This window comes from Thermostichus lividus PCC 6715 (assembly GCF_002754935.1).
GTDB lineage: Bacteria > Cyanobacteriota > Cyanobacteriia > Thermosynechococcales > Thermosynechococcaceae > Thermosynechococcus > Thermosynechococcus lividus.
Genome location: NZ_CP018092.1, coordinates 227,324 through 254,224, shown reverse-complemented (window position 1 = coordinate 254,224; position 26,901 = coordinate 227,324). Strand labels below are relative to the sequence as shown.

Here is a 26,901-nt window from a genome sequence, read left to right as displayed (position 1 = left end):
GCCTTCGACGTAATCCTCCCTAAGGCCATGAGGTTTACCGATCGCCAAACCCATCGTGCTATCAGAGAGGTCTGTTCGGGTTGACTTCTCCCCTCTTTGAAAGAGAGGGGATTCCCAAAGGATGCTACGCAACGGGCTGAAGCCACATTGCTTCGCTTTTCCCTTGAGCTGTCACCCACAACTTAATGCGGGTGGGAGCAGTCAAAGACCCCCTACTCACCTCAAGCATTCCTGCTATTGGGACTACGTTTATGTTTCGGTTTGTGGTTTCGCGCTTTTCAACACTAGCCAATTCGATACGCTCAACATCCTGCCATTGCTTGCAGTGGTTTAGGCTTGCCGCCAAAGCGGTAGTGACTTACTTGCCGGGATCTCTCCGTACTAGGATGTTTCTTCGCGTAGTTGATACGCCTACTTTCCACGTCTCTAGTTTAACGCATAGAGAGGGCTAAAGCCCCCTGAGTTGGCTGTATCCCCTCGCTAAAGCGGAGGGGTTTTAGCCCGCCCACATCACTACTATAACAAACGCTAATAATCGTATTCTTCTTCTTGCTGCCGCTGCTCTAGTTTCATGGGCTGGGGTTCCTCCCATGGGTCTGATTGCGGTTCAGACTCAGGCAAATCAACAGGGATAACCTTAGCCGGCGGCTTGGCTTGCCGTGGACGCACCGGTTCATACTCGTACTCCTCGTCGTAGGAGGTGTCGTAGTCATCATAGGTCTCGGATTGACGACGGCGACGGCGGGGGGTATTTTCCCAATCATCTTGATACTCAGCCCGGCTGCGCTGGGGAGGATACACTGGCGATCGCGCCCCAGAAGGCAACTGATTACTACTAGGGGTCACCGGTTGGTAGTATTCATCCTCATCGGTTTCCCACGGCGGTGCCCCCAGCCCCACGCGCTCTAGAAGGCCAACCGTCAATTGTTGGAGGCGGGTTTCTGCCCCTTCAAAGACAATAATGCGATCGGGGCCTGTACTGACAATTTCCTCGACCGGCAACTCGTAGGTGCTAATGAGTTGGGCTGGAATCCACGGTAGCCCTAGGGAGGCCAAAATTAGATCCGTAATTTCCCCAGTTTGAGGATCAAACTTAAACCCTCGTACCTTACCCAAAATTTCGCCAGTTTCCGTAACAATCTCGTTATCAATGAGGGTGCTGTAGTTATAGGTATTCATCGACTCTACAGCATCGTCGTTTTCGACGAGAATGACATCCCCAATTTGACTAATGCTGTCGAGGTGCACAAAACGTTGCTCGCCGGTAAACAGCGTATTGCGCACACCCAAGGCGACCACTTGCCGCTGATCAATATCCACCCAAACTTGGTTAATGACGCCCAGTTTACGACCGGTGTCTCGGGTGATTACCTGTGTGCCGATCAAGTCTGCTCGTTGCAGCAATTGCGCCGATATGGTCATGCCCTTGTGTATCCCAACGAATCTCAGTTAATACTATAGCGGCGATCGCCAAGGAACTTGCTGAAAAACATCACCTAACCTAACGATCCACTGCTGGTGATTCTAGGGTAGCGCATTTAGAGCAGCACCCTTGGATCGGCGACCCGAACCGTTGGCTTGCTGTTGGCTATTCCCCAAGAATGGACTGGGTTAAGGCCATGACAGGCGTCATCAACGGTGCTTCTTCCGCCCCAAGGACTTGATTCACGACCGTCGGTAGAACCTGATACGTCACCCGTGCCGCTTTTTCATCCTTAAAGGCCTTGATAATAGTACGGTACCAGAGCAAGAACCCATCCCGCAGGGCATCTAAATCGGCAAAAAGCATTGCCGCTGCCGCCAGACGCAAAACACTTCTGCGATCGCGCTGACAGACTGCGGTATAGTCTTGATTCCCTTTGCGGAAAATATGGGGGTTTGGGGAGCACAATTGTTGATCCACCTGCTCAATAATCGTCTCCTGGGCATCACGGATTTTTTCGTAGGCACTAATGCGCTGCTCAGCCGTAGCGAGATAGTTTTTGAGAAACTGTAGCTCCGCTGCTGTAGCATAGCGGCCATCGGCCTCAAGGCTGAGTTTTTCAAGTTGGCGCAGCATATGTTTCCGTGAAGTGAGTGGACAATACAAGCAGGTGGCGTTCCAGAGCCTGCTGTAGTCTCTATTTTGACAAAATTGAACTACTAAGGGCAAGAACGGGCTGCATCACCCGCTGTTCTTCTGGTGTGAGAAGCTGCTTAATCATCGCGGGCAGCAGTTTGCCGTAGGTAGAATCGGCCATGGTCTCGTAGTTAAAGGCTTTGACGATGGTACGGTACCACAGCAGGAAGTTGTCCCGCATCAGATCGAGTTCGGCAAAGAGCATGGCGGAGGCAGACAACCGAATGGCATCTACCAGATCGCGGCGGCAAATTTCACTGTGGTCGCGTTGGCCGTAGTGAAAACAGTGAGGGTTTTCAGCCTTTTGCTTAGCTTGAATCTTATCTGCCATCAGCTCGCCTTCCGCACGAATTTTTTCGTAGGCGCTAATGCGGGTGTCCACCGAGGCGAGGTAATCCCGCAGGAAGTTCAACTCTTCCGCACGGGCATAACGGCCATCGGCACTAACGGTCAAGTGATTTAACTGACGGAACATAGGAAAATCCTCGCAAATGAACACTAAATACGAAAACAATCACCGCAGCGCGGTACTACATCACCCTTTGTTGGTCACCAACTCCCCTGTCGTAAACGCTTTTCAATATCGCGGGCTGTGGCACCCTCGTTTTGCCAAAAGGCCGCCGCATCAATACGATCCTGTTTCCCGACTAAAAACTTGCAGTAGGTCTCCCCCATGGCATAGCACTGAAGCTCAATGCAGCCCAAGGGCTTTTGAATCAGCCCTGTAAAGAAGCCCGCAAACAATCCGGCATAGATGTAGCACACTGGCTTACCCACATCCCCAAGGGTGCGCGCTACCACCGAGTCAAAAATATTGATGAACATAAATCCATTTTTTTGCTCGGTCAAATCAACGTCCCAGTTGCCCCAGCCTTGGGTGGTAAACGGCCACCACCATGCTTCTAGAATGAAGGTGAGGGCAGCCTTGCGCAGTTCACGCTTGTAATCCTGCTCAAAGTGTTGCCTAAATACAACGGCATCCCGTTTGCCCCATTCTTCACCTATTTTGTACATCACCAAGGCGGAGGCAGAGCCGACTTCTTCCTCTAAGCCCTGCACCAACCCAATGACAAAGTCCTCTGTGACCAGCATGACTCGCTGATCGTACCAATCCCGAATGCTACCTTGGGCACTACTAAACTGCAAGTAGTCGCGGAGGCTATAGTGGTTGGTGCGGGCGGGATGGGCTTGATGAAGCTGGTGTTGGTAGGTTGGGGCGGAAACAGTCGGCATGGAGGTGGTGTCCCGAGCAGATGGATGAGGTGTTACAGATACCATAGTCGCTTGTCGTGATCCCCGCAGTGGTGCTCAAACGTGACGGTTCAAATTGGGCTGTTAAACGAAAACTATTACTTTTACACTTTTTAGGCTAAAAGATTCTGCGGGCAAGTGGTTCCGTACTCCCACGGATTTTTGCTGAATGACACATTTCTATAAGTTCTGTTTCATTGAGGCAGGGAATGCCCAGTGCTTCGGCGCGACGGAGTTTACTGCCTGCGTTTTCGCCAACCACCACGTAGTCCGTTTGGGCACTGACGCTCTCGCTGACTTTGCCGCCGTGGTCTTGGATCAGTTGTTTGGCCTGGTTGCGGCTGAGGGTTGGCAGTGTGCCTGTGATCACAAATCGCTTGCCCCGTAGTGGTTGGTCTGGGGTGATAGCTGGATGCTGTGCCAATTGCAAGCCTAAGGTTTTCAGGTCTTGAATCAGGGCTTGGTGAGCGGGGGTGCGAAACCAATCGTACACCGCTTGGCCAATTTCTGGGCCAATCCCGTGAATGGCGCAGATGGCCTCGTGGGGGGCACAAGCAAGTTGATCCACATCGGGAAATGCCTCTGCTAGCAGTTGGGCATTGACGCTGCCCACATGGCGAATCCCAAGTCCGTAGAGCACCCGCGGCCACGGTTGGGTTTTGGACTGGGCGATCGCCTGCAGAAGTTTCTGAGCCGACTTGGCTGCCATGCGCTCTAGGTTAACGAGGTCTTCGAGCCTAAGGCGGTAGAGGTCAGCGGCAGTCCGCACCCGTTGGCTGGCCACCAACTGCTGTACCAATTTTTCCCCCAGCCCTTGAATATCTAGGGCATCGCGACTGGCCCAGTGAAGAATCTGCCCCCGCACAATTGCGGGACACTGGGGATTGACGCAGCGGGTCACCACTTCATCGGCAGGCCGCACCACTGGGGAGTGGCACTCTGGGCAATGGCTAGGCATCTGAAAGGGTTCAGCCGTCTCAGGCCGTAGTTCTGGGAACACACGCACAATTTCTGGAATAATTTCCCCCGCTTTGTGGATGACCACTTTGTCGCCAATGTGTAAATCTAATTCTGCGATGCGATCGCCATTGTGCAGCGTTGCCCGCGAAACCGTCGTCCCCGCTAGCAGCACTGGCTCAAGTTCAGCCACAGGAGTCAGGGCACCCGTGCGTCCCACCTGCACCGTAATGGCCACCACATCGGTAATCGCCTGTTCCGGTTCGTACTTCCAAGCAATGCAGCCCCGGGGGAATTTTTGAGTAAAGCCCAACTGCCGCTGTAGGCTCAGGTCGTTGAGCTTCACAACAATGCCATCGGTGAGGTAGGGCAAGTCATGGCGAGCGGTTTGCCAATGGTTGTAGTAGGCTTGCACTGCTTCTAGGGTAGGGCACTCAGCATACTCAGGATTAACCCGAAACCCCAGTTGTTGTAACGCTGTTAAGACATGGCGTTGAGATTGGGGTTGGCCGTAGGTCTGGCGCTGCGGGTCTAGGGGCACAACCCCGCCATCGGGCAGATGCAGGGCATAGGCAAAAAAATCGAGCTGCCGTTGCGCGACTACCCGTGGCTCTAATTGGCGTAGGGTGCCAGCCGCCGCATTACGGGGGTTAGCAAAGGGCGGTTCTCCTTGGGCTTGCCGCTCTTGATTGAGTTGATGAAATCTGTCAAGGCCTAAAAACGCTTCTCCCCGGACTTCAAGGATGGCCGGTGGGGTCTCAAGGTTGAGGCGCAGCGGAATCGCACGGATTGTTCGCACATTACTGGTAATCTCTTCGCCGCGGGTGCCATCCCCACGGGTTGCCCCTCGCACCAGCAGACCGTTCTCATAGGTCAAGGCAAGGGCAACCCCATCCATCTTTAGCTCACAGATATACGCCGCCGCTGGCGGGGAATCTCCGGTTAAATTACGCCAATAGCGTTGCCACCGCTCCTGCCACGCCACCATGTCCGCTAGGGTAAAGGCATTTTCAAGACTATAGAGGGGAATGCGGTGCACGACACTGGCAAACTGGCTGACCGGTGCTTCCCCGACCCGCTGGGTGGGGCTATCGGCGGTAATATACTCGGGATGCGCTGCCTCCAGATCCTGTAGTTCGCGGTAGAGTTGGTCGTAAACCGCATCCTCCATAATGGGGCGATCGAGGGCATAGTAAGCGTAGCTCGCCTTTTGGAGCAGATGTCGCAACTGCTGAATGCGGCTGGCAACTGTTTCCCTTGGCATCATTGGCATGGATCGTCCCGACGAGGTTTTGCAACATGGGGCAACCCCCAGCCCAGTTTTTGCCGCAGCACATGGAAAAATTCTGGGGAGCGCAAGCGAATAAAACGGGCACGATAGGGAGCTTGCTGGACAAAGACTTGATCTTCCGGTTGAATGTAGCAGCCTGCATTGCCATCTACCACCAAGATTAAATGCTTAAAGGGGTTTGCCGGATAGATCCACACTGGCTCACTATTGGCAAAGACAAGGGCGCGGGACGCTAAGGAATGGGGACAGATGGGCACCAGTTGCAGTGCAGCTACACCGGGGGTAATCACCGGCCCCCCTGCCGATAGGGCGTAGGCGGTGGAGCCGGTGGGGGTTGAAAGAATTAAGCCATCTGCGGCAATATCCACCCGCGCATGGGCACCCACATCGACCTCAAAGTGGCACATGCCGGTAAGGGGTTCTTTGTGAATCACCATTTCGTTGAGGGACAGCGCTTCCCATATGACGGTGCGATCGCGCAGTACCTGTACCGTCAGCATTGTCCGGTCTTCAATGCTGTAGTCCCCTCGCAACACTTGCTCAAGGGCTGGGTCAAGGTCTTCCACATAGCCTTCGGTTAAAAACCCCAAATGACCGGTGTTAATGGTTAACAGAGGAATTTCGCAGGGGGCAAGCTGGCGGAAGGCTGACAACACCGTACCATCCCCTCCCAGAACGACAGCAAAGGTCATCGTTCCATCAAAGCCCGGCGGGACTAAATGATCAATGGGGGTATGACACACTGGACTATCTGGACGCGAGTAGCCCAAGATCCCGCCAATTCCGGTGGCAACCTGAACATCCCAGCCTTGGCGCTCTAGCAGTTGGCGGACGTGGATGGCTAGTTCCGCAGCCACGGGCTTGCCTTCGTTGTAAATGATCCCCGCCTTCACAGCCACTCCTAGGGGGTTGATTTGAATGGACTCCGCTTTCGTGAAGCCTTTTTCTGTTTCACTTTTTCGTAATCCAGTTCTTTGAGTTTACGCAGAATTCGCGTGAAATACTCCTGTAAGTACGCTTCGAGGGTGAGGGTTTCTGTGGGATCAAGGTCAAACACACGGTATACCTCCTCCATGGGGGCGTTCAGAGACGTGCCGCTGGCAATGACCTCCGTAAAGGCGAGGCGATCGCTAATGTTCCATGTCCACTGAAACCACTGGGTGAGTTGGCGGGTTGCCCGCAGCACCCCAATGGGCAGGCGGGTAATTTTAGCCTCCTGTCCTGAGAGATTTTCACATAGCTTAATAATTTGATCCGCTGTCCATGCCTCCGGCCCCGCGAGATCAAAGGCTTGGCCATAGGTGGCCGCTCGATCTAAGCAGCGTACTGCAAACTTAGCGACATCTTGGGTATCCATATAGGCAATGGCGGTGGACTCTCCCATGACCCAAATGGAGTGATTTTCGAGAATGGGAATAGCATACTGGCCAATGATCCCTTGAAAAAAGCCGCTGGGACGTAAGATAGTGTAGTTTAGCCCCGACTCCCGCAAAAAATCTTCGGTGCACTGCTTAATTTGCATCAGAGGCACATGGGGATAGTCCTGTGCGCCCATGATGGAGAAAAAGATAAAATGCTGAATATCCGCCGCTTGCGCAGCTTGGATTAGGTTGACTTTCCCTTGCCAATCTACAGCTTCAATGGTGAGGGTATCGGTGGGGCGGGTGGTCGCCGCGTCAATGATGACCGATGCGCCGCAGTACTTCAGCGCGTCCACAATACTCTCTGGATAGCAGAGGTTTCCCTGTAGTAGCGTTGCTCCCCACTCCCGCAAAAATGTAGCCTTGGCAGGACTGCGCACTAAGCAATGAACTTGATGCCCCTCGTCTAACGCACGGCGCACGATCTGCCGCCCTAGCGTGCCTGTTCCGCCCACAATAAATACATTCATGAAAAGCTCTAGTCATAAATCTTAACTTTTGTAATACTTTATCAGAATTTTCCCCACCCTTATGAACAGACGGGGATCGCCTGCCTCCCCTAGGAGGCAAAATCCTCACAGTGGAGGGTGTCCCGCGTGTCTCGTCCGGTGACGGGATTACGGCCACTAGCCACTTCACACAACATCCGCTGGGCATCTTCGCGCAGATCGACATCCGTAAAATCTGCGCCCGTGATCAGCGCGCCATCAAACTTGGTATTAAAGGCAAAGGCTCCTTCAAGGATGGCATTGGTGAGGTTTGCTTTCGTAAGCCGCGCGGTATCTAGGGTGGCGTAGCGCAGATCGGCGCCTTCTAGATTGGCCGCTTCCAGATTAGCGGCAAAAAAGCTCACCCCTTGCAGGTTGGTGTGGCTAAGATTGCTGTGGAAAAGATTGGCCTTGGTGAACTGTGAGTCCCGCAAATCTTGTCCAGAAAAGTCCACATTAATCAGTGCTTCTTTGGTGTAGTCCTCGGCGATCGCCCCGGTAGGGGTTAAAACAATGAATAGCAGTGCGAGCACCAGCGCCACAAGCCAATGCCAGTAGCGGTAAGCCTCTCGGATTGCAGATAGACATGTCATAGGTAGAATCGGCAAACATCATCGTTTCCTATGATCCCATCCTGAGTCCCCCCAGAGTCACGAAGAATGTTCAAATCCCCTATCCCCAACTTAAATGCAGATCGGGTTCGGCGGCTGATTATTGAGCAGGGCTATGCCCAAGGCTATTTTTTGATGGGGGAGGGCGATGACCTCGCGTGGTACAGCACTCGACAGCGAACACTCATACCGTTGGATCAGCGGTTTCGCTATCCTAAGTCGCTACAGCGGGTTCTGAACCAAAATCGCTTTCAGGTAGCCATTAACCGTAATTTTGCCGCAGTGGTAGCAGGCTGTGCTGCGCGCCCAGAGACATGGATCACCCCAAAGCTACAAGCAATCTACCACCTGCTGCACCAGACAGGCTGGGCGGTTAGTTTTGAGACTTGGCAAGGGGATGAGCTGGCTGGGGGAATTCTTGGGATTGTCCTAGGTGGTGCGTTTATCGGCGAGTCGATGTTTTACCGCATTCCCGATGGCTCGAAAGTCGCCCTAGTTAAGCTGGTAGCGCATTTGCGCACAAGAGGGTTTGTTCTTTTTGATGCCCAACTACAAAACCCCCACCTAGAACGCTTTGGGGCTTACACAGTTACCCAAGCGGAGTACCAGCAGTTGCTAGGGCAGGCCTTAGAGTGCAAGGTCAATTTTTTATTACCAGCTTGACTTAACAACGCCTGGCAGCAACCCTTGGTGTGCCATATCCCGCAGGGCGTTGCGGCAAAGACCAAAATCTCGGAAGTACCCCCGCGGACGACCAGTGAGCCAGCAGCGATTGCGTAGCCGCGACGGAGCGCTATTACGGGGAAGTTGCTGGAGTTGACGGTGAATGCTCATGACCTCTTCTTGAGTTTCCGCCATTGCTAGTTGCGCTTTGAGTTCCTGCCGTTTGGCGGCATACTTGGTCACTAGGCGCTGGCGTTTTTTCTCGCGTTCGATCATGCTTTTTTTGGCCATGGGGGGGTGTCTGTCCTCGGTCGAATTATTTTAGTATCCTAATATGGTATCAAAGATAGATTTGTTGATGCAAGAGTGACCCGTTGCGGGGTGTTTCTGTGCCTTTACGTTTGTACAACACACTGTCCCGGAGCCTTGAGCCGTTTAGCTCCCGTGTTGCTAATGTTGCTACCATCTATGCCTGTGGTGTCACTGTTTACGATTACTGCCACTTAGGTCATGCGCGCTCTTACGTGGCTTGGGATGTGCTGCGCCGCTACCTCACGTTTTTGGGGTACACCGTCCACTATGTTCAGAATTTCACCGATATTGACGATAAAATTCTCCGCCGTGCCCAAGAAACGGGGGAGTCAATGGCCACGGTTAGCGATCGCTACATTGCCGCCTACCACGAGGATATGGCGCGGCTGAATATTTTGCCCGCAACGGCTTACCCCCGTGCTACGGCGGTTATTCCAGCCATTATTGAACTCATTCAGCAACTGATTGATTGTGACTGCGCCTACGTTGCTGATGGGGATGTGTACTATGCGGTGGAGAAGTTTCCCAGTTATGGCAAGCTTTCGGGGCGGCATCTATCGCAACTGATGGCCGGAGCCAGTGGCCGGGTCGAGGAGGAGGATCGCCGCAAGCGCCACCCCCTTGACTTTGCTCTTTGGAAAGCGGCGAAGCCAGAGGAAGCAAGGGTCTATGAACCGTGGTCAGCCCCGTGGGGTAAGGGTCGGCCGGGCTGGCATATTGAATGCTCGGCAATGGTGCAGCAAGCCTTTGGGGCAACGGTAGATATTCACTGCGGCGGCATGGACTTGATTTTTCCGCACCATGAAAATGAAATTGCCCAGTCAGAAGCGGTGAGTCAACGCCCCTTGGCGCGCTGGTGGCTGCACAATGGGTTTGTAACGGTCAATACCGAGAAGATGTCAAAGTCGTTGGGGAACTTTACCACCATTCGTGACCTATTGCAGCAGGGGGTCGAGCCGATGGCATTACGATTGCTGGTGCTCCAAGCCCAATACCGCAAGCCCTTAGACTTTACCGATACTGCCCTTGATGCAGCGGCTAAGGGGTGGCAAACCCTTGCCGATGCGCTGCGGGCGAATCAAGCGTTACCCTTGTCGGCTACCGAGGCGATCGCCCCCAAGGAACACCCCAGTACGGCGGCCTTTTGCGCCGCCATGGATGACGATTTGAACACTGCGGCAGCGTTGGCGGTACTCTTTGATCTGGCCAAATCCCTCAATCGCGAGCAGCATCGCTATCTCCACGGTGGGCAGTTGGAGCGATCGCCCAGTGCCCTAAGTGCGGACTGGCAGACCCTTGTCAGTTTGGCGCAGGTGTTGGGCTTAGAGGTCAGCCCCGCTGATTCCTCTCCTTGTGCCACTGGTTTGAGTGAGAAGGAGATTGAAGCTCTCATTCAGGAGCGCCAAGCGGCTCGCCAAGCCAAGAACTATGCTGAAAGCGATCGCCTACGGGATCTATTGCTAGCTCACGGCATCAAGTTAGTTGATCAAAAAGATGGTAGTACCCACTGGTTTCGCGTCCCAGCCACCTCCTCCTTGTCCTAGGGGTGGCACTTTTCGGAGATGATCATGGAAGCCTCATTGTCAGATCTGCGGCAGGAGCTATTGCAGCGTCTGTGCCACGAAGCCTACCGCGCAGGCGAGTTCACCCTCTCCTCTGGCCAAAAAAGCACCTACTACATCAACTGTAAGCCAGTCACGCTTTCGGCACGGGGAGCCTACCTCGTGGGTCGGTTGTTGTTAGCACACCTTGCACCCGAAGTCACAGCGGTGGCAGGGCTGACTCTTGGGGCTGACCCCTTAGTGGTGGCCGTGAGTGTGCTCTCGAATCTGCAAGGTCAGGATCGAGCGGCGTTAATTGTCCGCAAAGAGGCTAAAGGCCACGGCACGATGAGCTTTATTGAAGGCCCTGTGCTGCCGCCGGGATCGGTGGTCACTGTTTTGGAGGATGTGATTACCACCGGTGGCTCTGCCTTAAAAGCTGTAGAGCGCCTGCAACAGGCAGGGTATCAGGTCAATGAGGTGCTGGCGATCGTGGATCGCGAAGCGGGCGGCGCGGCTGCCTTTGCTGCTGTGGGAGTGCCCCTGCGATCGCTCTTTGCTATCCGCGAATTGCAAGAGTCTCTAGCTGCCCAGCAGACACCCTGAAATTCACAGTAGCCCTTCCTAGCTTAGGTGGATTTGTAGGGAAGCTGCTCATGTACGCAAAGTGTCATGAGTCGGTGCATTCACTTTGCTCAACCAGTCAAGGTAAGCTAACAAAAAGGCGAATTCTTTACAGGTGGCAGGAATGGCCATTGCGGCAGGAGTGATTTTTTTAGCGCTTAGTGGTTGGGTCGCTCAACATCCTTGGGGATGGCTAGTGCTTCTTGGGTTAGGGCTAGGCTACTGGTACTGGTGGCGATCGCCTAGGGCAGCCACAACCGTTGCACCTCAGCTGACCCTGCAGCCACAGCAGGTCAACGCAGAACTGGCTCAAACCCGTGCCCTACTCCAAGAACTACCCGCTGCTGCTCAAGCGCCGTTGCAACACACCTACGAACAGCTGCAGCATCGCCTTAACACCCCCACCGTCGATATCTGTATCCTTGGCCAATCCTGCCGTTGGGTGGCACATCTTGCCCGTACTGTTGAAGGCTTTGGCCTACCCCACTGCCATTTGCACCAGCAATCCTTAGCCACCGTCCCCCAAGCAGACTTGGTTCTGTTGACAGTGACCGGTGCTCTCACCGCCAGTGAATTTGAAATGGTGCGGGTGCTGGTGATGGGTCAATATCGTCTTGTGATTGTTTGGTTGCCGGAAAACATGGCCGAACTGGAGCGGGTGAACGTTCATCTGCAGCAGCAACTCCACCAGTTAAGTCTGAAACCAGAGCAACTGCTGTGCATCACCCCTACCGACAACACGGCCTTGGCCACAACGCTATCTCAGATACTAAGTCAAGAGCGCTCTAGCTTGGTGTGCTCAGGCACCTATCGCCGTGCCCAACAACTTCATCAGCAGGCACAAACGGCATTGAACGCGTACCGCCGTGAGCGCTCACAGCCCATTATTGAGCGTTACCAATGGCTAGGCGCAGCGGCTACGGCTGTCAACCCCTTGCCCTTGCTGGATTTAGTCATGGCGGGTGGGCTACTGGTGCGCTTAACGTGGGAACTGGGGCAAATTTACCACCGTTCCTTTCGTCTGGCAGATGCAGAACCCATCGCCAAGGAACTTCTGCGGCTGGTGGTGCAGTTAGGGGCGGTGGAACTGGGCACGCAATCGCTGGGTCAGTGGCTCAAGGGTCATTCCGTGACCTACTTGGCGGGGAGCTGCTTACAGGGGGCAACTGCGGCCTACGTGTTGCGCTTAAGTGGTTTGAGTTTGATCCACTATTTTGAAACGGTGCCTCACGTTAAGGATATGCCCTTTTCATCATACCTACGCCAGAGTGTGCAGTGGGCGCGGCGGCAGGTGGGGCGATCGCCCCTTCAGGCGCTTGGAGCTTCAATGGGACTCACGTCTTCGCCGTCGGTGGAGGGCATGCCACAGTAATTGGCCAGAAAAAAGAACGATAAACGCTGGATTATTGATCAGGTAGCGTTTCCAAAGACGACGGGGTTCTTGAACCAAGCGAAAGAGCCATTCTAGCCCCAAGGACATTAGCCAAGGGGGGGCTTGGGCAACCATGCCACTGTGGAAGCTAAAGGCGGCACCCACCCCCACAAGGACAGCCGGTAAGAAGGCCACTTGCCGTGCCATCCACCGTTCCTGCTTGGGACAGCCTAAACTCACAAACACAATATCAGCCCCACTGGCAAGAATTCGTTGGCGATCGGCTGCCTCCTCCGCGGCACTGAGGGGGCGGAACGGCGGGGCATAGCTCCCAACAATCTTCACCCCCGGAAACCGAGTCTCAAGATTCGACTGTAGGCGTTGTAATACCTCTGGCGTGCTGCCGTAGAGAAAAATTCGCCAGCCTTCACTCACGGCGCGATCGCACAACGCCAACATCAATGCTGGGCCATAGACCCGCTGTGCATTCGCAAAGCCCAGTAACCGCAACCCCCACACCAAGGGCATCCCATCGGCAGTGACGAGGCGTGCTCCGTTGACCACTGCTTGAAAATCCCGCTGCCATACCCCAGTCATCACCACATGGACATTGGCTGCGACCACATAGCCACCACTAGCCGCTGCAATCCATTCACCGAGGCGATCGCAGGCGTCATCATAGCTCGTAACGGTGACGCGAGTGCCTAAAATGTAGCCCTCTGGCATGGCTGAGAATTGTAGTCTTAGAGGTTTTCAGTGATGATCTTACAGACCATTTTCAGTGGGTCTCAGGGTGATACGTGGCTCTTGGCCATAGTGGGTTAAGAGACTACCTAGTGGACTTATCCGAACTACCGTTGCGCAATATTTGGTACAGTTGGGCGATCGCCCCCGACCAGTCATTGCGTTGTGGTTGGCGAATGAGCCGCACCGAAGGGTACCAAGGAGAATCAGACCGTTGCCAGAACCAGCGCCAATCGGCCACAAAAGGCAGGAGAATCCATGTGGGCTTGCCCAAGGCTGCCGCCAGATGAGCCACGGCGGTATCGATGGTAACCACAGCATCCAACTGCTGAATCAGCAATGCCGTATCCAGAAAATCGGTCATGTAGGGGTGGCAATCAATGACCCCCGCTTGCTGGAGTGCTTCGGCTTCCTCGCAAGAGCGCTCCTTTTGCAGGCTATACCACTGTACGTCTAGACCCCTGAGCAGCGGTTGCCACTCCGCTAGAGGACAGGAGCGTTTCGCTGTCGTACGGGTGTTGCTGTGGGTTGCCCACACTAGCCCAAACCGCGGCTTGGCCACACTAAAAATCGGTTGGGGTGGGGATATCGGTAACTGGAAGTAGGGACTAAACTTAGGAAACCGCTCTTTACTCATACCAAGAAAGCGCGGCAGGCTAAGCAGGGGCGTGTGGTAGTCAAAGGGCGGTGGGGGTGCCTCCGTACTAATGACCTCAATGCCACGAATTGTTTCAAACAGCCGCAGCAGGGGGGGATAGGCAGCAACAATAATCCGCTGGGCGTGGGGCGCAAGCAGGGGTAAAAAGCGGGCAAACTGAATACAATCCCCCATACCTTGCTCACTATAGACAAAGAGGGTTTTACCTTGGAGCGATTGTCCTTGCCAGCGGGGTTGCGGGTATTGACGCAGCCCCCCTTCCGCTTGCTGCCAGCGCCATTCATATTCCTGCCAACCTTCCTTGAAGTGCCCAAGTAACAGCAGCACCAGCGCGTAGTTAAGGTGAACCTCTGGGACAGTGGGTGTCAGGTGGACGGCCTGTTGAAAATGCTTGAGCGCCGCTTGGGGATCTCCGGTTTCTAAAAGTGCTGTGGCTAACCCTGCATGGGCGGTGCCGTTTAGGGGGTCTAAACTCAGACACCGCTGATAGTAGCCAATAGCTGCGGTAAACTCTTCTTCGCTGAGGCACAACTGGCCGAGCTGTAGCAGGGCTTGCTGATGTTTGTTGTCCCGCAGTAACACCTCATCGTAGCGATTGCGGGCAGCACTGAGGTTTCCCTTCAGATGCAGGGCATAGCCAAGGTTATAGTGAGCCACTAACAGTTCTGGATTGGCTGCTAGGGCTGCTTCAAACTGGGCAATTGCCCCATCGTAGTTTTTGAGTTCAAGGTAAAGGCTGCCAAGGTTATTGTGCACATCCGCAACCCCGGGTTCAAGGTAAAGAGACTGCTCATAGCAGGCACTGGCTTCGGTGAGTTTCCCTTGAGAGTGTAGGCAGAGCCCCAGATTGTATAAGGTTATGGGCAAATCGGGGTTGAGGGACAAGGCCTTTTGATAGCAGGCGATCGCCGCGTCAATCGTCCCTAAATCGAGGTAGGCATTGCCGAGATTACTATGGGCTTCTACCCAGTCCGGCTTAACCTCAAGGGCACGCTGATAGTGGGGCAGCGCCGCCGCCGGTTGCTTGAGGAGATCGTGCAGCACCACAGCTAAGCGGTAATGGGCTGGCGCATACCAAGCATCAAGGGCGATCGCGCTTTCGTAAGCGGATTTCGCGTTTAAGGGCTGTGCCAACTGCTCAGCGGTTAACCCTAGGAGGTAGTACGCTTCCGGTTGGGGAGAGGTCTCAAGCAGGTGTTGAGCAACTTGTTGTGCTGCTAACCAGTTTTGCTGCTGGTAGTGCTGCCATGCTTTTTTGAGCAGTGACGATGGCCGCCATGGAAAAATACCCACTGGATGCACGAACCTATGGCTGTGAAAGGTTACTCAAATAATACGCAACGGCGGTCGCAATCGTGAGGTTACCGTTTGTGTCTAAGGGGATCGGCTCTTGGGGTGGGTCTGGCTCCGCGTGCAAAAACGCCCAGTTCCCACCAAAGAAGTCCTCATGGCTGAGAATTTGATGGGGGTGATGGGCTTGCAACCCTGCAACAAGAATTGGCCCCTCGGCAAAATCATCGCGGCGAATGGTAGCGACCGGAACTCCCAAGCGGCAGGCTTCGGAATAGGTACCATAGCCGGGTTTAGAGATAATGCGACCGCACAGGGGCATCACGTCAACGGGGCGTAACTGCCGCCCGCATAACTTGAGGAGATTGGGTAACTCAGGGGCAGTAGCATCAAAGGTGAGAAACTGCCAGTCTGGAAATGCGGTGAGGGCGTGGTAGGGGATCGCCTCTAAACTCAGCCCACCAAAGGTCAGGAGCACCGTACGTTCTTTGGCCGTCGTTAGCCCCAGTTGAGTTCGGATCTGCGCTTCAGTGTAACGCGGTTCAGCCCCTGTCAAGCCTACCCGTTCTTTGTGGGGAAAGGCGCTTAAGGGTTCAGCAAAGGGAAGCTCAAAGAGGCGATCGCAACCCCCATAGAGGTCACTCACCCAGTCGGCTATCTCCCTAAAGGTCTCGCCAAAGGAACGGTAAATAAAATCCCAGCCAAAGTTGGTTGCCATCCAGCAGGGCACCCCTGCCCCGTGGGCGATCGCCACTGCAAGGGGCGGCACATCCGCCAGTACTAACTGCGCCCGGTTCTGCTGGATAAAGTCCACTTCGGCGCGGATTAACTCCGGTGCCATCCCTTGGAGTTGCAACAGTTTGGCGCGGGTGGCCGTCAAATCCATGTGTAAACTGTCGGTTTGCACCACCCCAAGGTCAAGGGCGCGCGGGCGATGGATAAAGTCTCCCTCAAGGTTGGCCTGCAACAACCAATGGGGAGCCGCCGTCACAATCAGGGGGAGCACATCAGGGACGTGACGGCGAATTGCATTCACTAACGCCGCTGTCCGCGCCACGTGCCCAAACCCATGATTTGTCAGTGCCACGTAGAGCGTTGGCCGCGTCACTCCTCAGATCTCCCTCAAGTCAGAGGTCATCCTAACATTTGTAATGATTACCGATCGGCTCATTCCCGACATTTTGCGGCTCTATCGTTGCCATTTATAAAACAATGTTGCTTTTCGTAAAGAAATGTAACATAATATTGACTAGGAGGCAGAGATAAGATAGCCCAACGCTAGACGTAAAACATCTCTGAAGCGATATGACCTTTACGACAGACAACCGTTTCACCCAAACCACCCTTGCCACTGCGGTGCAGGATGTGACAACGCTGTTCAACTGCCTAAGCATTGATGACAAACTTGGCTTGCTGTGGTTTATCTACACAGAAACAGGTCGCTCCATTACCGCTGCTGCGCCCGGTACGGCTCGCCTACAGCTTGCTGAAGGGCTTCTGAACCAAGTCAAGGCTCTGAGTTTTGACGATCAACTGCAATTCATGCGGGACTTGGTCGCCAACGTTGATACGCCGCTGACCCGCGCCTACGGTGTGTTTAGCCCCAATACTAAATTAGCCTTTTGGTACCAACTCGCAGAATTGATGCGGCAGGGGTTTGTGGTACCCGTACCCGCTGGCTACCGTCTGAGTCGTGATGCCAACCGCGTTTTTGATGCCATTAAAGCCCTTGACTTTGGCCAACAAATCACGGTGCTGCGCAACGCCGTAGTGGCGATGGGTGTGGATCCCCTCGCTGTCTAGGTGCATAGCCATGGGTTACGCAAGGGGGCGATCGCTCCCTTTTTTTTAGCGGTTTTACAAGTTTTCAGGAGCAGTACCAATGAGCACAACATTACTGGCCAGTGCCCCCACCATTGACGGTGTGAGTGAGGCTACCATTGCCGCCTACTTTGCTGGATTAAATGCCGAAGCCTACCCAGACGTGGCCAACCTATTTGCCACAGATGGGGTGCTCGTTCCTCCCTTTGAAGAACCGGTGGTTGGCCCAGCCGCGATCGCCACCTACCTAGCCCAAGAAGCCGTGGGAATGCGGGTGGTGCCCACCAAGGGAGAGTTACTCAGCCACGAGCCGCACGAGCGAGTGTACCGTATTGTTGGCCAAGCGAAACTGCCCCTATTTACCGTGAATGTAGCATGGCAATTTGGCTTAAACCCTCAGGATCAGATTACCGGTGTCAAAGTCGATCTCTTGGCTACCCTCGAGGAACTCTTTAGCTATCAACCTCTGCGTCAGCGTCCATAGCCACATCAGTCGGGGCATTGGGGAATACCTGACGTTCAAGGCTTTCAACGCGATCCCGCAGATTGTGCAGAATTCCCGAATGGCTTAAGCGGACGGCTGCTAACTGCTCTCGTAGGCGATCGTAATTTTCGGGGAGACGTTGGCGCAGTTGAATGACTTCGCGACTTAGGGCATTCACCCGCCGCTCAAGATCGGCAAGGCGCTCAGGGAGATGGCCTTTCTGGTCAAAATACTTGCAGATAATATCAACAATGACCCCTTCAAGATTGGCAAACTGGTGCTCTTGCTGATAGGAGTACAGCCAACTGAGAATCTCAGGCGGCAAGTGCTCAGTAATACCGGCAGGGAGTTGAGAGTCCATCTAAATCTCCGAAAGACGCGCTCATCGGCTAGGACAGCATAGACACGGCAAGTCCATCCTAGCAACTATAGCCATCCCAGTTCATTGAGAGACCCTATAGAAGACTTCAGCAACCGCCTAGACCCTAGACCGACAGCCACCTGCCTTGCGCAGAGCATCCAGTTCGTAGCGGCTGAGGGGGCGCACCTGTTGGGGGCGCAATCCTCCGAGGTGAACAGCACCGATCGCCACCCGTTTTAGACTGATAACCGGATGCCCCAACGCCTCAGCAACACGGCGAATTTGGCGATTACGGCCTTCGCGCAGCACAACGTCTAACAAGGTGCGATCGCCCGTGGTGGTAATAGGGCGAATCGTTGCCGGCAACGTGAGGCGGCCATCCAAAGGAACACCATGACGCCAGCGAGCAAGGGTAGGCTCCGAGGGCTGCCCCTGCACCCACACTCGATAGGTTTTGGGAATAGAGTGACGGGGATGGGTCAGCAAATAGGTCAGTTCCCCATCATTGGTTACAATCAGCGCACCACTGGAATCGGCATCAAGGCGACCCACGGGATGCAGTCCCGGAACCGCTCGGTAAGGGCGGGGCAGCACGTCCAGCACTGTGCACCGACCGCGAGGATCCTGACAGGTAGAAATGACCCCCTTGGGTTTATGGAGTAACAGATACACCCGCTCCACGGTCTCGGCGGGTCTTAAGGGTTGACCGTGATATTCAATGCGATCGCGATCGGGATCGACTTTGTCGCCCACCTGAGCGGGGTGACCATTGACCCAAATGTCCCCCTGACGAATCAGGGTTTCGGCATGGCGGCGCGATGCCACCCCCAATGGGCAAGGACTTTTTGTAACCGCTCTGTTGCCATTGGGTCACCCAGCACTGCCCTGCAATGCATGAATATCTGCTGCCACAATGTGGGGGAGGCATTGGCTGATTTTTGCTGCGTCCCAGTGCCACCACGCAATTTGCTCTAGCTGAGCAATGACCGTATCTCTCTTGAAACACTGCACGTCTGGGGGTAGCTCAACCTGCTCCCAGCCCTGTCCAAAAATGTAAAACGGATAGGTGGAAAAGCCCTGCATATCGTGATTTGCGCCATTCTTGACTTCTCCCCTCCTTGAAAGAGAGGGGATTCCCAAAGGATGCTACGCAACGGGCTGAAGCCGCATTGCTTCGCTTTTCCCTTGAGCTGTCACCCACAACTTAATGCGGGTGGGGGCAGTCAAAGACCCCCTACTCACCTCAAGCATCTCTGCTATTGGGACTACGTTTATGTTTCGGTTCGTGGTTTCGCACTTTTCAACACTAGCCAGTTCGATACGCTCAACATCCTGCCATTGCTTGCAGTGGTTTAGGCTTGCCGCCAAAGCGGTAGTGACTTACTTGCCGGGATTTCTCCGTACTAGGATGTTTCTTCGCGTAGTTGATACGCCTACTTTCCACGTCTCTAGTTTAACACATAGAGAGGGCTAAAGCCCCCTGAGTTGGCTGTATCCCCTCGCTAAAGCGGAGGGGTTTTAGCCCGCCCACATCACTCCTATAAAGGGAAAATGGTATAGAACATTGCGCTCAAAGTTTTCCGGACTACTATCCTAGCGGCACTGTTGCCAAACCCCACCCTAACTTGGTAGAAAGGAAGTGCTAACCAAGTTCCAACCGTTATTGTGGGGAGTACTATAAATGAAATCTATCTACAAACTCTTAGCTATTGCTCTAGTTCTCTCTAGTTTCTCTGTGGGTCTGGTGGCCTGCGGGGGGGGCGGTGGCCAAACAACTACTCCTACGGAGTCACCTTCCCCAGAAACGTCGCCTTCACCATAAACACGTGCTAGCTACTCACTAAGAATCACTGCAGTGCTCCGCCACAACGCGTTGGTGCTAGCCTGCCGCAGGTATAGCGGTTAGGGGTTAGTTCTACGCCAGCGTGCCTTGGCATCCTTCCGTGTCAAGGAAGGCGGAGTATCAAACGAGCTACTAGGGCGCTAGTAACGCCAGTAGCGGCGACCCTGCCAAAAAATTCCCATGGCCGTCCCAATCAAGAACACTTCGGTGATCGGGAAAAAAACAGATCGCAGCCCAAGCAGGGAGCCGAAAAAACTAAACCCCAAGCTGGCTAAGAGTAAGCACAAGAATAATCCCCACAGGGTGCCGCCATATATAGGTGCCGGGTTAAACCAAACTTCGAGGCACAGCACCGCCAGCATCCCCAACGCAATACTCATCCCCAACTGCACTAGCAAACTGAGGGGCGGCTGTAACAAAATGATTAACACTTCGCGCATCAACAATGACGCACTGCCAATGTAGTACAGCCCAGTATCAAACAGCGCAGCAATGAGGGCAACGAGCAGCCCCGTAGGGATCAGCGATCGCCAAGGCAGCGCCTTGAATTGGTGCCACGGATCCGACACAGACTACTCTCAGATCAAACCAAATCGTCTAGGCTCATTTCCAGTTCCATGCGCTGTTCCATTTGGCGCAGAAAATACCCCGTCATCATGGCGGAGGCCAGCAACCCTGCAAGATTGTCACGGTCTGTAGCAATTTGCACATTAAAGTCCTCCGACGGCAGCCCCCCCACTAGCCCTTGGACGTTTTGGCTAATAATTTGACGAATTTCAGGACTCACGGAGCGGGCAATGCGCGTTAGTACTTCCGGCGATTGACGTTGTAGATACTTTAAGAGCAGGTTCGGCTGCCCATCCTCAGTAAAGGAACCGTGAAAATCAGCATGTCCGGGATCAAAAACCATAGGCATTGCTCGCGCGTTATGTTAACTATATGTTACCAAATGCAAATCCGCTACTGCTGCCGTTGCAGCTGAGGGCACTGCCTCGGCCGGCAACTCCTGTAAAATAGACCTCAGCACTGCGTCAGACCGGATGAGGATTCCTCCATGACCGCTTTGGATCAGCTTCAGCCTGCCAACCCTCGGGAGGTGAATATTTTTGCCCCCTATATGCGCAATGAGAAACGGGTGCTCCTTCCCCTTGGTATTGCTCTTTACCGACAGGGAAGGCTGGAGGGGCAGCGCGGGATTGAAGGGGGTGACAACGTTGATTTTGTAGCCTCATGGACCATTGCCAATCTGCCGGCCGATCTGTCGCGCTGTACAGTCATGTTTGATAATTCTGTTGATCTCCAGTACGAAATTTCGATTACGACCTTTGAGTTGGTCGATCACCTCATTGATGTGATTATTAACTACAAAAAGCATCGTATTGCTGATTTTTCTAAGGGGTTTTACCGTAAGCTACTGCGACTTGAGTAATGATAGACATCTTGGGGATACCGCTGAGGGAGGAATAAGACAACAGTGCCGAAACATCTGCTCATCGCGTCCATGGTGGCTTACAGCGGTAAGTCTGCAACGATTTTGGGTTTGGCAAAGCTACTGCGCGATCGCCACTTCAATGTTGGCTACGGCAAGCCCTTAGGCACCTTTCAACCCAACGCTGATACTGAGGACACGGAAGCGGATGTGTGGTTTGTGCAGCATACCCTTAATCTGCCAACGGTGCGGCCAACCCTGCTCACCTTGACCCCTGAGACGATTGAAGCGCGACTGACTGGCCGAGATCAAACTGACTATCGGCAGGCACTCACCGCCTACCAAAACGACAATAGTGAAGACGTTGTGCTGCTGGAGGGGCCAGCCACCCTAGCCGAAGGTCGCCTATTTGATCTAGGGATGGGGGAAATGGCGCAGGTGCTAGATGCGCCCATTCTCTTAGTTGTCCGCTACGACTCCCCCTTAGTGGTGGAGTCAATTTTATTGGCTAAGTCGGAACTGGGCGATCGCCTGCTAGGGGTGATTATTAACGATATCCCCGATGCGGAGCGCGAACCCCTTAAGGCCATTTGTGACTACCTTGAAGCACAGCAGGTACCGGTGTTTGGGTTGTTACCCCGCAGTCAGTTACTCCGCAGTGTCAGTGTTCGTGAGTTGGTGCGGCAGTTGGGGGCAGAGGTGTTGTGTCGCCCCGATCGCCTTGACCTGCTTGTGGAAGAGTTGACCATTGGTGCCATGAATGTAAGTGCAGCGTTGAAATACTTCCGCAAGGGGAACAACATGGCGGTGATTACGGGGGGCGATCGCACCGATATTCAGTGGGCGGCACTGGAAACCTCCACCCATTGTCTTATTCTCACCGGGCACCTGCCACCGTCGCCGGCCATTCTGGCCCGTGCTGAAGAGTTAGAAATTCCGATCCTATCGGTGGACTTAGACACCCTCACAGCGGTGGAAATTGTAGATCGCGCCTTTGGCCAAGTGCGACTGCACGAGGTAGCTAAGGTGAAGTTTATCGAGCAACTGATGCAAGAGCATGTGGATGGCGATCGCCTCTTGCGCTCCCTAAAACTGCCAGAACGGCTTGCCCTCTAGCGGCAATAATTGCTCCGCCAACTCCTTGTCAGTTACCGAAAAACGCCGTAAAGCCCCTGCCTTTAGGCATGGGGAGTATGTCAAAATGCTCCTAATAGCTCCTAGTATGGGAGAACTGCCATGAGTGTCCCGATTTCCCCAATTCAGCTTCCTCCCTGTGGGGATTGTGCAGCGGATGCCGAGTGGTTAGAGCAGGCACTCTTAAGCTGGCTCAACACAGAGTACGTGCCGGAAGCCGTGAATACCGCCATTGCCCAGCGCGCCGCTCAGGTCTATCGACGGCAACGCCTAGAAGGAGAACACGACCTAGGGGGTATTCTCTTGGCCTTAGTCACCGAGTTACAGCAGTTTGACTTCTCCCAAAGCTTTTACAGCGAGTTTGCCGTGGCCAATGCCGTGAGTGATCTGCTGCTACGCCGCCTCGGCATTGAACCCTGTTGCGGGGCAGGCTAGTCTTTGGGCTGCCAATCAGGTTTTATCACTTGGCGCGAGCGGGCAATCACCAAGGCATTATCTGGCACGTCGTCGGTGACCGTTGACCCCGCTGCCACCGTCACATTTTCGCCAAGGGTGACCGGAGCCACTAAAACACTATTAGAACCGGTTTTTGTACCGCTCCCAATGTGGGTCTGGTGTTTGCGAACACCGTCGTAGTTGGCAGTAATGGTTCCCGCGCCAATATTGACGCGATCGCCAAGGGTGGCATCCCCAAGGTAGGCGAGGTGGGAGGCCTTGGTATAGCTGCCAAAGTGTGCTTTTTTTAACTCCACAAAATTACCCACGCGGCAGTGATCCCCCACAACACTCTGCTGGCGAATATGGGCAAAGGGACCAATCTCACTGTCATCGGCAATTTGACTATCCGTAATCACCGAATAGCGTGCCGTTACACGTTCACCGATGGTGCTATTTTCAATGAGACAGCCAGGACCAATGTGACTGCCACTGCCAATGCGCGTGGCTCCCCGCAGATGGGTTTGCGGTTCAATCACCACATCAGCAGCCAGTTCTACAGTGTCCTCAATGGTGGTACTGGCAGGATCAATGAGGGTAACGCCTGCCTTCATCCACGCTTGCTTCGTGCGATTTTGTAAAATTTGGTAGGCGGTTGCCAGTTGGGCGCGATCGTTAACCCCCAAAATTTCTTCGTAGTCTTCAACATCCACCACCATCACTGGGTTTAGGGCATTGACAGCATCCGTCAGGTAGTATTCCTGCTGGTCATTGTTGGATTGCAGGTGGGGCAGTACCGCCGCCAGTTGCGGCCAGTGAAAGCAGTACACCCCAGCATTAATGCGCCGGTTTTGTTTTTGTGCTGTGGTGCAGTCGCGGTCTTCAATAATTTGCTTGAGGATATTTTGGCTGTCGCAGATAACGCGGCCATAGCCTTGGGGATTGCTAATTTGGGCAGTAAGAATTGTCGCAGCATTCCCCGCTCTTGGTGTACCTGTAATAAATGGGCAAGGGTTTCCACCCGCAGCAGCGGCACATCGCCATTGAGTACCAGCAGGTGCCCTTCATAATCCTTGAGGTAGGGGAGCAACTGTTGCACCGCGTGCCCTGTCCCCAGTTGTTCTCGCTGCTCTACAAATTCCAGTGCTGGGTAATCTTTGAGGGCACTGCGCACCGCATCCCCCTCATAGCCAATGATCACAAACTGGCGTTGGGGTTGCAGAGGGTTGACTTGGTGGAGAACCCACTCCACCAGCGATCGCCCCCCAAGGGGATGTAACACCTTGGGCAGCGAGGATTTCATGCGTGTGCCTCGCCCTGCTGCTAACACTGCTACAATGACCATGAGTTCTGCGTGCCTTATCAATCCAACGAGGGGTTTACCTTGCCAGTAATGACTGGCAGGGGCGCACCATCACACCTCAAACACTAAGATCGCCCACACTGGAGTATATCAAGCTTAGGAAACTAGGAGTAGAACCCAGCCCTAACTTAACGAAATTCCCCATCTGCGCAGTGGGGGCGTTCATGCTGACATCAGCCGTTACCCCCAACAGGGCTGATTGCGTAGGGTTGCTTGGTAGAATAAACAGGATTAAGACTATTTCGCGGGCGATCGCCTGCGCACGGAGCTTTGCCCCCATGACCTACCACAAACTGTGGTTTCAACAAACAGCTCGCCAACTAAAAGTGTTGCGCCCGTTTCCTGCCTTTGAGATTGTGCAGGGTTTTATCCACACCTATCTCCCGAAATTGGTTGATGATATGGACGGTCGCGGCTTGGACTTAACGGATCCGTACCACTGGTGGGAAAGCATCTACATTGATGGCATTCTCGAATTGGAAAATAGCCAGGGAGTAACCCTCTCGGTTGCCGTCGGCATTATTGAGCAGTGGCGCAATGCCAACACGGCACTACGCATGATTACCGCACCACGGATGGTTGAACTACGTCACTCCCTCAACCTTGAGCAGCACTGGCTTTTTTATGTCTCTAGCCGCAAGCCCTATCCAGAATCCGTCTGGATTGATCTGCTTTATGAACAGGCTGATAAGCCACCGCCTGAAAGCCGCTGTAGCATTATTGAAGTGGTTGAACCCGACCTTTAGCTGAGGTGCAAAAGCGTCGGCTAGAGGTAGTCGTTAGAGACTGCACCGCAATAGTGTGGCAATGTGTTGCAAGACTGTTGGCCTAGGCAACAATATGCTGCGAGGTGCAAACATTTTGCATACCGCAAGGGGTCATGCCGTACACTAAGGGGGTTTTTATTTTTGATTCTATTGAAATGAAATTAGTCTCTCTCGTGCTCATTGGTAGTGGTTTAGTGAGTAGTGTAGGGGTGCCCTCTCAAGCGATCGCCCAAAAGTATCCCGCTGTGGCAGTCACGAGCTTTATGGACACCTGCCTCAATCAAGGCCAGCGCTCAGCGCCCATTGTGCCGCGATCGCTGCTGAGCAACATCTGCCGTTGCTCCATTAACTACATTCAAGAGCGGGTCAGCTATGATGACTTTCGTACCCTGAACCCTGACAGTCGTCAGAATCAGTCTCCGCACCAGCAACACGTCCAGCGGGTCGTCGATGAAAGTATTAACCGCTGTATTCTGAAGCAGGTGGGGGGCTAGGGGCACTTTTGGGGGTTAGCTAGCGTCCAAGGCCTTAGGTAACGCCGCAATCCAAGCACGGCCACCGTCTGGGTTTATGCTAGATTGGGCGTAAGAAAACGCACTCAGCATTAGGACGAGTCCTATGGGAATCACACACCGCACATTAGTTGTTAGCACGACCGTTGTGATGACAGCCTTAGTGGCCGTTACAGGTGCGGGGTTACACTGGTCGAGAAGTTTAGCTAGCTTTCGGCAAAGCCCTAAGGAACTCGTCGATGAAGTGTGGCAAGTGATTGACCGCGAGTATGTGGATGCCACCTTTAACGGCAATGACTGGCGGGCGGTGCGCCGAGAGTTCTTATCTCGTAACTATAGCAATACTGAGGACGCCTATAAAGCGGCTCGGGAAATGCTCGAAAAGCTCAACGATCCCTATACTCGCTTCATGGATCCTGAGCAATTTAAGTCGATGCAAATTGAAACCTCCGGGGAGCTAACGGGCGTCGGTATTACCATTACCCAAGATGAGAAAACCAAGGAAATTACGGTTGTTTCCCCCATTGAGGGCAGCCCTGCTGCTGAAATTGGCTTAATGGCCAAGGATGTGATTCTGCGGATTGATGGTAAGTCCACAAAAGGCATGGATATTAACCAAGCTGTCAGCATGATCCGGGGGCCGGTGAACACGAAAGTCCGGCTAACTATTCAGCGAGGCGGTCAAGTCATGAACTTTGAAGTGACCCGCGCCCGCATTGAAATTCACCCCGTGCGCTACAGTGTGCGGCAAACCCCCCAAGGTCCTGTTGGCTACATTCGCCTTGTTACCTTTAGCTCTAATGCAGCGGCGGAAATGCGCAGTGCCATCCGTGACTTAGAGAAGCAGGGTGTACAGGGCTACGTTTTGGATGTGCGCTCGAATCCGGGGGGGTTACTGTTTGCCAGTGCCGAAATTGCGCGGATGTTTTTACAGCAGGGGGATATTGTCTCCACTGTGAATCGCCAAGGGGAAGCCGATCGCCTGCGAGCGGGGCGAGGGTTTCTCACCAACAAGCCCATGGTCGTGCTGATTGACGGTGGGTCTGCCAGTGCCAGCGAAATTTTGGCCGGGGCGCTCCAGGACAATAACCGTGCGGTCTTAATTGGGACGAAGACCTTTGGCAAGGGCTTAGTACAGTCGGTGCAACCGGTAGGTGAAGGATCGGGGATTGCCGTGACGATCGCGAAGTACTTTACCCCCAGTGGCCGCGACATTAATAAGAAAGGGATTGAGCCGGATATTGAAGTGAAACTGACTGAGCAGCAGCGGGAGCAACTGACCCGGGAGGATATTGCGACGGATAAAGACCCCCAATTCATGCGGGCGATCGCCGTTCTCAATGAGCGCATTTTAGCTGAGCAGCAGCGCAGCGCTCAGTCGGTGCAGCCTTCCCGCGCTCTTCGCTAACC

Annotated in this window: 29 protein-coding genes and 1 pseudogene; 12 read left to right on the top strand and 18 right to left on the bottom strand. The window is 54.0% G+C overall.

All coding sequences use genetic code 11. The features are described from left to right. Positions 1–528: 528 nt before the first annotated feature. The 8 genes from BRW62_RS01315 to BRW62_RS01280 form a co-directional block, all read right to left on the bottom strand. Complete coding sequence (locus BRW62_RS01315) at positions 529–1,422, bottom strand: PRC-barrel domain-containing protein (RefSeq protein ID WP_099797794.1); 894 nt, start codon at positions 1,420–1,422, stop codon at positions 529–531. A 166-nt stretch (positions 1,423–1,588) separates the two neighbouring features. Continuing rightward, complete coding sequence (locus BRW62_RS01310) at positions 1,589–2,059, bottom strand: globin family protein (protein WP_099797792.1); 471 nt, start codon at positions 2,057–2,059, stop codon at positions 1,589–1,591. A gap of 61 nt (positions 2,060–2,120) precedes the next feature. Further along, positions 2,121–2,594 (bottom strand): globin family protein, encoded by a 474-nt coding sequence (locus BRW62_RS01305; RefSeq protein ID WP_099797790.1) that lies wholly within the window; start codon positions 2,592–2,594, stop codon positions 2,121–2,123. Between the two features lie 74 nt (positions 2,595–2,668). Then, complete coding sequence (locus BRW62_RS01300; protein WP_227517487.1) at positions 2,669–3,352, bottom strand: V4R domain-containing protein; 684 nt, start codon at positions 3,350–3,352, stop codon at positions 2,669–2,671. Between the two features lie 136 nt (positions 3,353–3,488). Then, on the bottom strand, positions 3,489–5,591 hold the full coding sequence (gene ligA, locus BRW62_RS01295; RefSeq protein WP_376787954.1) for an NAD-dependent DNA ligase LigA: 2,103 nt from the start codon (positions 5,589–5,591) through the stop codon (positions 3,489–3,491). Next, a complete protein-coding gene (locus tag BRW62_RS01290; RefSeq protein ID WP_099797784.1) occupies positions 5,591–6,511 on the bottom strand; it encodes an NAD(+) kinase in 921 nt (306 codons plus the stop codon). Before BRW62_RS01290 ends, ligA begins: the two co-directional genes overlap by 1 nt. Before the next feature lie 8 nt (positions 6,512–6,519). Beyond that, positions 6,520–7,509: an SDR family oxidoreductase gene (locus BRW62_RS01285; RefSeq protein ID WP_099797782.1), complete on the bottom strand. Its 990-nt coding sequence runs from the start codon at positions 7,507–7,509 to the stop codon at positions 6,520–6,522. An 89-nt stretch (positions 7,510–7,598) separates the two neighbouring features. Beyond that, positions 7,599–8,120 carry a pentapeptide repeat-containing protein gene (locus tag BRW62_RS01280; protein WP_198406086.1) on the bottom strand — a complete coding sequence of 174 codons (522 nt, stop codon included), beginning with the start codon at positions 8,118–8,120 and terminating at the stop codon, positions 7,599–7,601. 66 nt (positions 8,121–8,186) lie between these two features. On the opposite strand from BRW62_RS01280, the gene aat reads away from it, so the two are divergent. Then, the gene (aat, locus tag BRW62_RS01275; RefSeq protein ID WP_099797780.1) at positions 8,187–8,801 is read left to right on the top strand and encodes a leucyl/phenylalanyl-tRNA--protein transferase; all 615 of its coding nucleotides are present in this window, start codon (positions 8,187–8,189) and stop codon (positions 8,799–8,801) included. Here the strand turns inward: aat and rpsN are convergent. Then, complete coding sequence (gene rpsN / locus BRW62_RS01270; RefSeq protein WP_099797778.1) at positions 8,790–9,092, bottom strand: 30S ribosomal protein S14; 303 nt, start codon at positions 9,090–9,092, stop codon at positions 8,790–8,792. The genes aat and rpsN overlap by 12 nt on opposite strands. A 98-nt stretch (positions 9,093–9,190) precedes the next feature. Here rpsN and cysS point away from each other — a divergent pair, with 98 nt between their 5' ends. From cysS to BRW62_RS01255, 3 genes are all read left to right on the top strand, one after another. Then, positions 9,191–10,657, top strand: a complete 1,467-nt coding sequence (gene cysS / locus BRW62_RS01265) for a cysteine--tRNA ligase (protein WP_099797776.1) — start codon at positions 9,191–9,193, stop codon at positions 10,655–10,657. Positions 10,658–10,681: 24 nt separating this feature from the next. Further along, positions 10,682–11,260, top strand: a complete 579-nt coding sequence (gene pyrE, locus BRW62_RS01260) for an orotate phosphoribosyltransferase (protein WP_099799783.1) — start codon at positions 10,682–10,684, stop codon at positions 11,258–11,260. 142 nt (positions 11,261–11,402) lie between these two features. Next, on the top strand, positions 11,403–12,650 hold the full coding sequence (locus BRW62_RS01255) for a YcjF family protein (RefSeq protein WP_099797774.1): 1,248 nt from the start codon (positions 11,403–11,405) through the stop codon (positions 12,648–12,650). Here the strand turns inward: BRW62_RS01255 and BRW62_RS01250 are convergent. The 3 genes from BRW62_RS01250 to BRW62_RS01240 form a co-directional block, all read right to left on the bottom strand. Then, positions 12,603–13,376 (bottom strand): WecB/TagA/CpsF family glycosyltransferase, encoded by a 774-nt coding sequence (locus BRW62_RS01250; RefSeq protein WP_099797772.1) that lies wholly within the window; start codon positions 13,374–13,376, stop codon positions 12,603–12,605. The genes BRW62_RS01255 and BRW62_RS01250 overlap by 48 nt on opposite strands. A 103-nt stretch (positions 13,377–13,479) precedes the next feature. Then, complete coding sequence (locus BRW62_RS01245) at positions 13,480–15,345, bottom strand: tetratricopeptide repeat protein (RefSeq protein ID WP_099797770.1); 1,866 nt, start codon at positions 15,343–15,345, stop codon at positions 13,480–13,482. A 13-nt stretch (positions 15,346–15,358) separates the two neighbouring features. Beyond that, positions 15,359–16,450: a glycosyl transferase gene (locus BRW62_RS01240; RefSeq protein ID WP_099797768.1), complete on the bottom strand. Its 1,092-nt coding sequence runs from the start codon at positions 16,448–16,450 to the stop codon at positions 15,359–15,361. 197 nt (positions 16,451–16,647) lie between these two features. Here BRW62_RS01240 and BRW62_RS01235 point away from each other — a divergent pair, with 197 nt between their 5' ends. Together BRW62_RS01235 and BRW62_RS01230 are read left to right on the top strand one after the other, a co-directional pair. Continuing rightward, on the top strand, positions 16,648–17,145 hold the full coding sequence (locus BRW62_RS01235) for an orange carotenoid protein N-terminal domain-containing protein (RefSeq protein WP_099797766.1): 498 nt from the start codon (positions 16,648–16,650) through the stop codon (positions 17,143–17,145). Between the two features lie 79 nt (positions 17,146–17,224). Continuing rightward, positions 17,225–17,647, top strand: a complete 423-nt coding sequence (locus BRW62_RS01230) for a nuclear transport factor 2 family protein (protein ID WP_099797764.1) — start codon at positions 17,225–17,227, stop codon at positions 17,645–17,647. Here BRW62_RS01230 and BRW62_RS01225 read toward each other — a convergent pair. The 5 genes from BRW62_RS01225 to BRW62_RS01205 all read right to left on the bottom strand — a co-directional run bounded on the left by BRW62_RS01225 (position 17,616) and on the right by BRW62_RS01205 (position 20,761). Next, entirely contained in the window at positions 17,616–18,008 is a 393-nt protein-coding gene (locus tag BRW62_RS01225; protein WP_198406085.1) for a hypothetical protein, read from the bottom strand. The genes BRW62_RS01230 and BRW62_RS01225 overlap by 32 nt on opposite strands. 117 nt (positions 18,009–18,125) lie before the next feature. Further along, entirely contained in the window at positions 18,126–18,833 is a 708-nt protein-coding gene (locus BRW62_RS01220; protein ID WP_227517485.1) for a pseudouridine synthase, read from the bottom strand. A 45-nt stretch (positions 18,834–18,878) separates the two neighbouring features. Further along, entirely contained in the window at positions 18,879–19,091 is a 213-nt protein-coding gene (locus BRW62_RS01215) for a hypothetical protein (RefSeq protein ID WP_198406084.1), read from the bottom strand. Between the two features lie 900 nt (positions 19,092–19,991). After that, positions 19,992–20,420 carry a hypothetical protein gene (locus BRW62_RS01210; protein WP_099797760.1) on the bottom strand — a complete coding sequence of 143 codons (429 nt, stop codon included), beginning with the start codon at positions 20,418–20,420 and terminating at the stop codon, positions 19,992–19,994. Positions 20,421–20,434: 14 nt separating this feature from the next. Continuing rightward, entirely contained in the window at positions 20,435–20,761 is a 327-nt protein-coding gene (locus BRW62_RS01205; RefSeq protein WP_099799782.1) for a DUF760 domain-containing protein, read from the bottom strand. A gap of 144 nt (positions 20,762–20,905) precedes the next feature. Here BRW62_RS01205 and ebsA point away from each other — a divergent pair, with 144 nt between their 5' ends. The 3 genes from ebsA (at position 20,906) to BRW62_RS01190 (ending at position 22,849) form a co-directional block, all read left to right on the top strand. After that, positions 20,906–21,280 (top strand): type IV pilus biogenesis protein EbsA, encoded by a 375-nt coding sequence (ebsA, locus tag BRW62_RS01200; protein WP_099797759.1) that lies wholly within the window; start codon positions 20,906–20,908, stop codon positions 21,278–21,280. Between the two features lie 45 nt (positions 21,281–21,325). Next, positions 21,326–22,396: a phosphotransacetylase family protein gene (locus BRW62_RS01195; RefSeq protein ID WP_099797758.1), complete on the top strand. Its 1,071-nt coding sequence runs from the start codon at positions 21,326–21,328 to the stop codon at positions 22,394–22,396. A 120-nt stretch (positions 22,397–22,516) separates the two neighbouring features. Next, entirely contained in the window at positions 22,517–22,849 is a 333-nt protein-coding gene (locus BRW62_RS01190; RefSeq protein ID WP_099797756.1) for a hypothetical protein, read from the top strand. Here BRW62_RS01190 and glmU read toward each other — a convergent pair. Further along, positions 22,846–24,194, bottom strand: a pseudogene (gene glmU, locus BRW62_RS01185) (bifunctional UDP-N-acetylglucosamine diphosphorylase/glucosamine-1-phosphate N-acetyltransferase GlmU). The gene BRW62_RS01190 and the pseudogene glmU overlap by 4 nt on opposite strands. A 296-nt stretch (positions 24,195–24,490) precedes the next feature. Between glmU and BRW62_RS01175 the strand changes: the two are divergent. From BRW62_RS01175 to ctpC, 3 genes are all read left to right on the top strand, one after another. After that, positions 24,491–24,958, top strand: coding sequence for a hypothetical protein (locus BRW62_RS01175; protein WP_099797753.1), 468 nt, complete (start codon positions 24,491–24,493; stop codon positions 24,956–24,958). 134 nt (positions 24,959–25,092) lie between these two features. Then, positions 25,093–25,473: a hypothetical protein gene (locus tag BRW62_RS01170; RefSeq protein WP_099797751.1), complete on the top strand. Its 381-nt coding sequence runs from the start codon at positions 25,093–25,095 to the stop codon at positions 25,471–25,473. 124 nt (positions 25,474–25,597) lie between these two features. Beyond that, the gene (ctpC, locus tag BRW62_RS01165) at positions 25,598–26,899 is read left to right on the top strand and encodes a carboxyl-terminal processing protease CtpC (RefSeq protein WP_099797749.1); all 1,302 of its coding nucleotides are present in this window, start codon (positions 25,598–25,600) and stop codon (positions 26,897–26,899) included. Positions 26,900–26,901 lie beyond the last annotated feature (2 nt).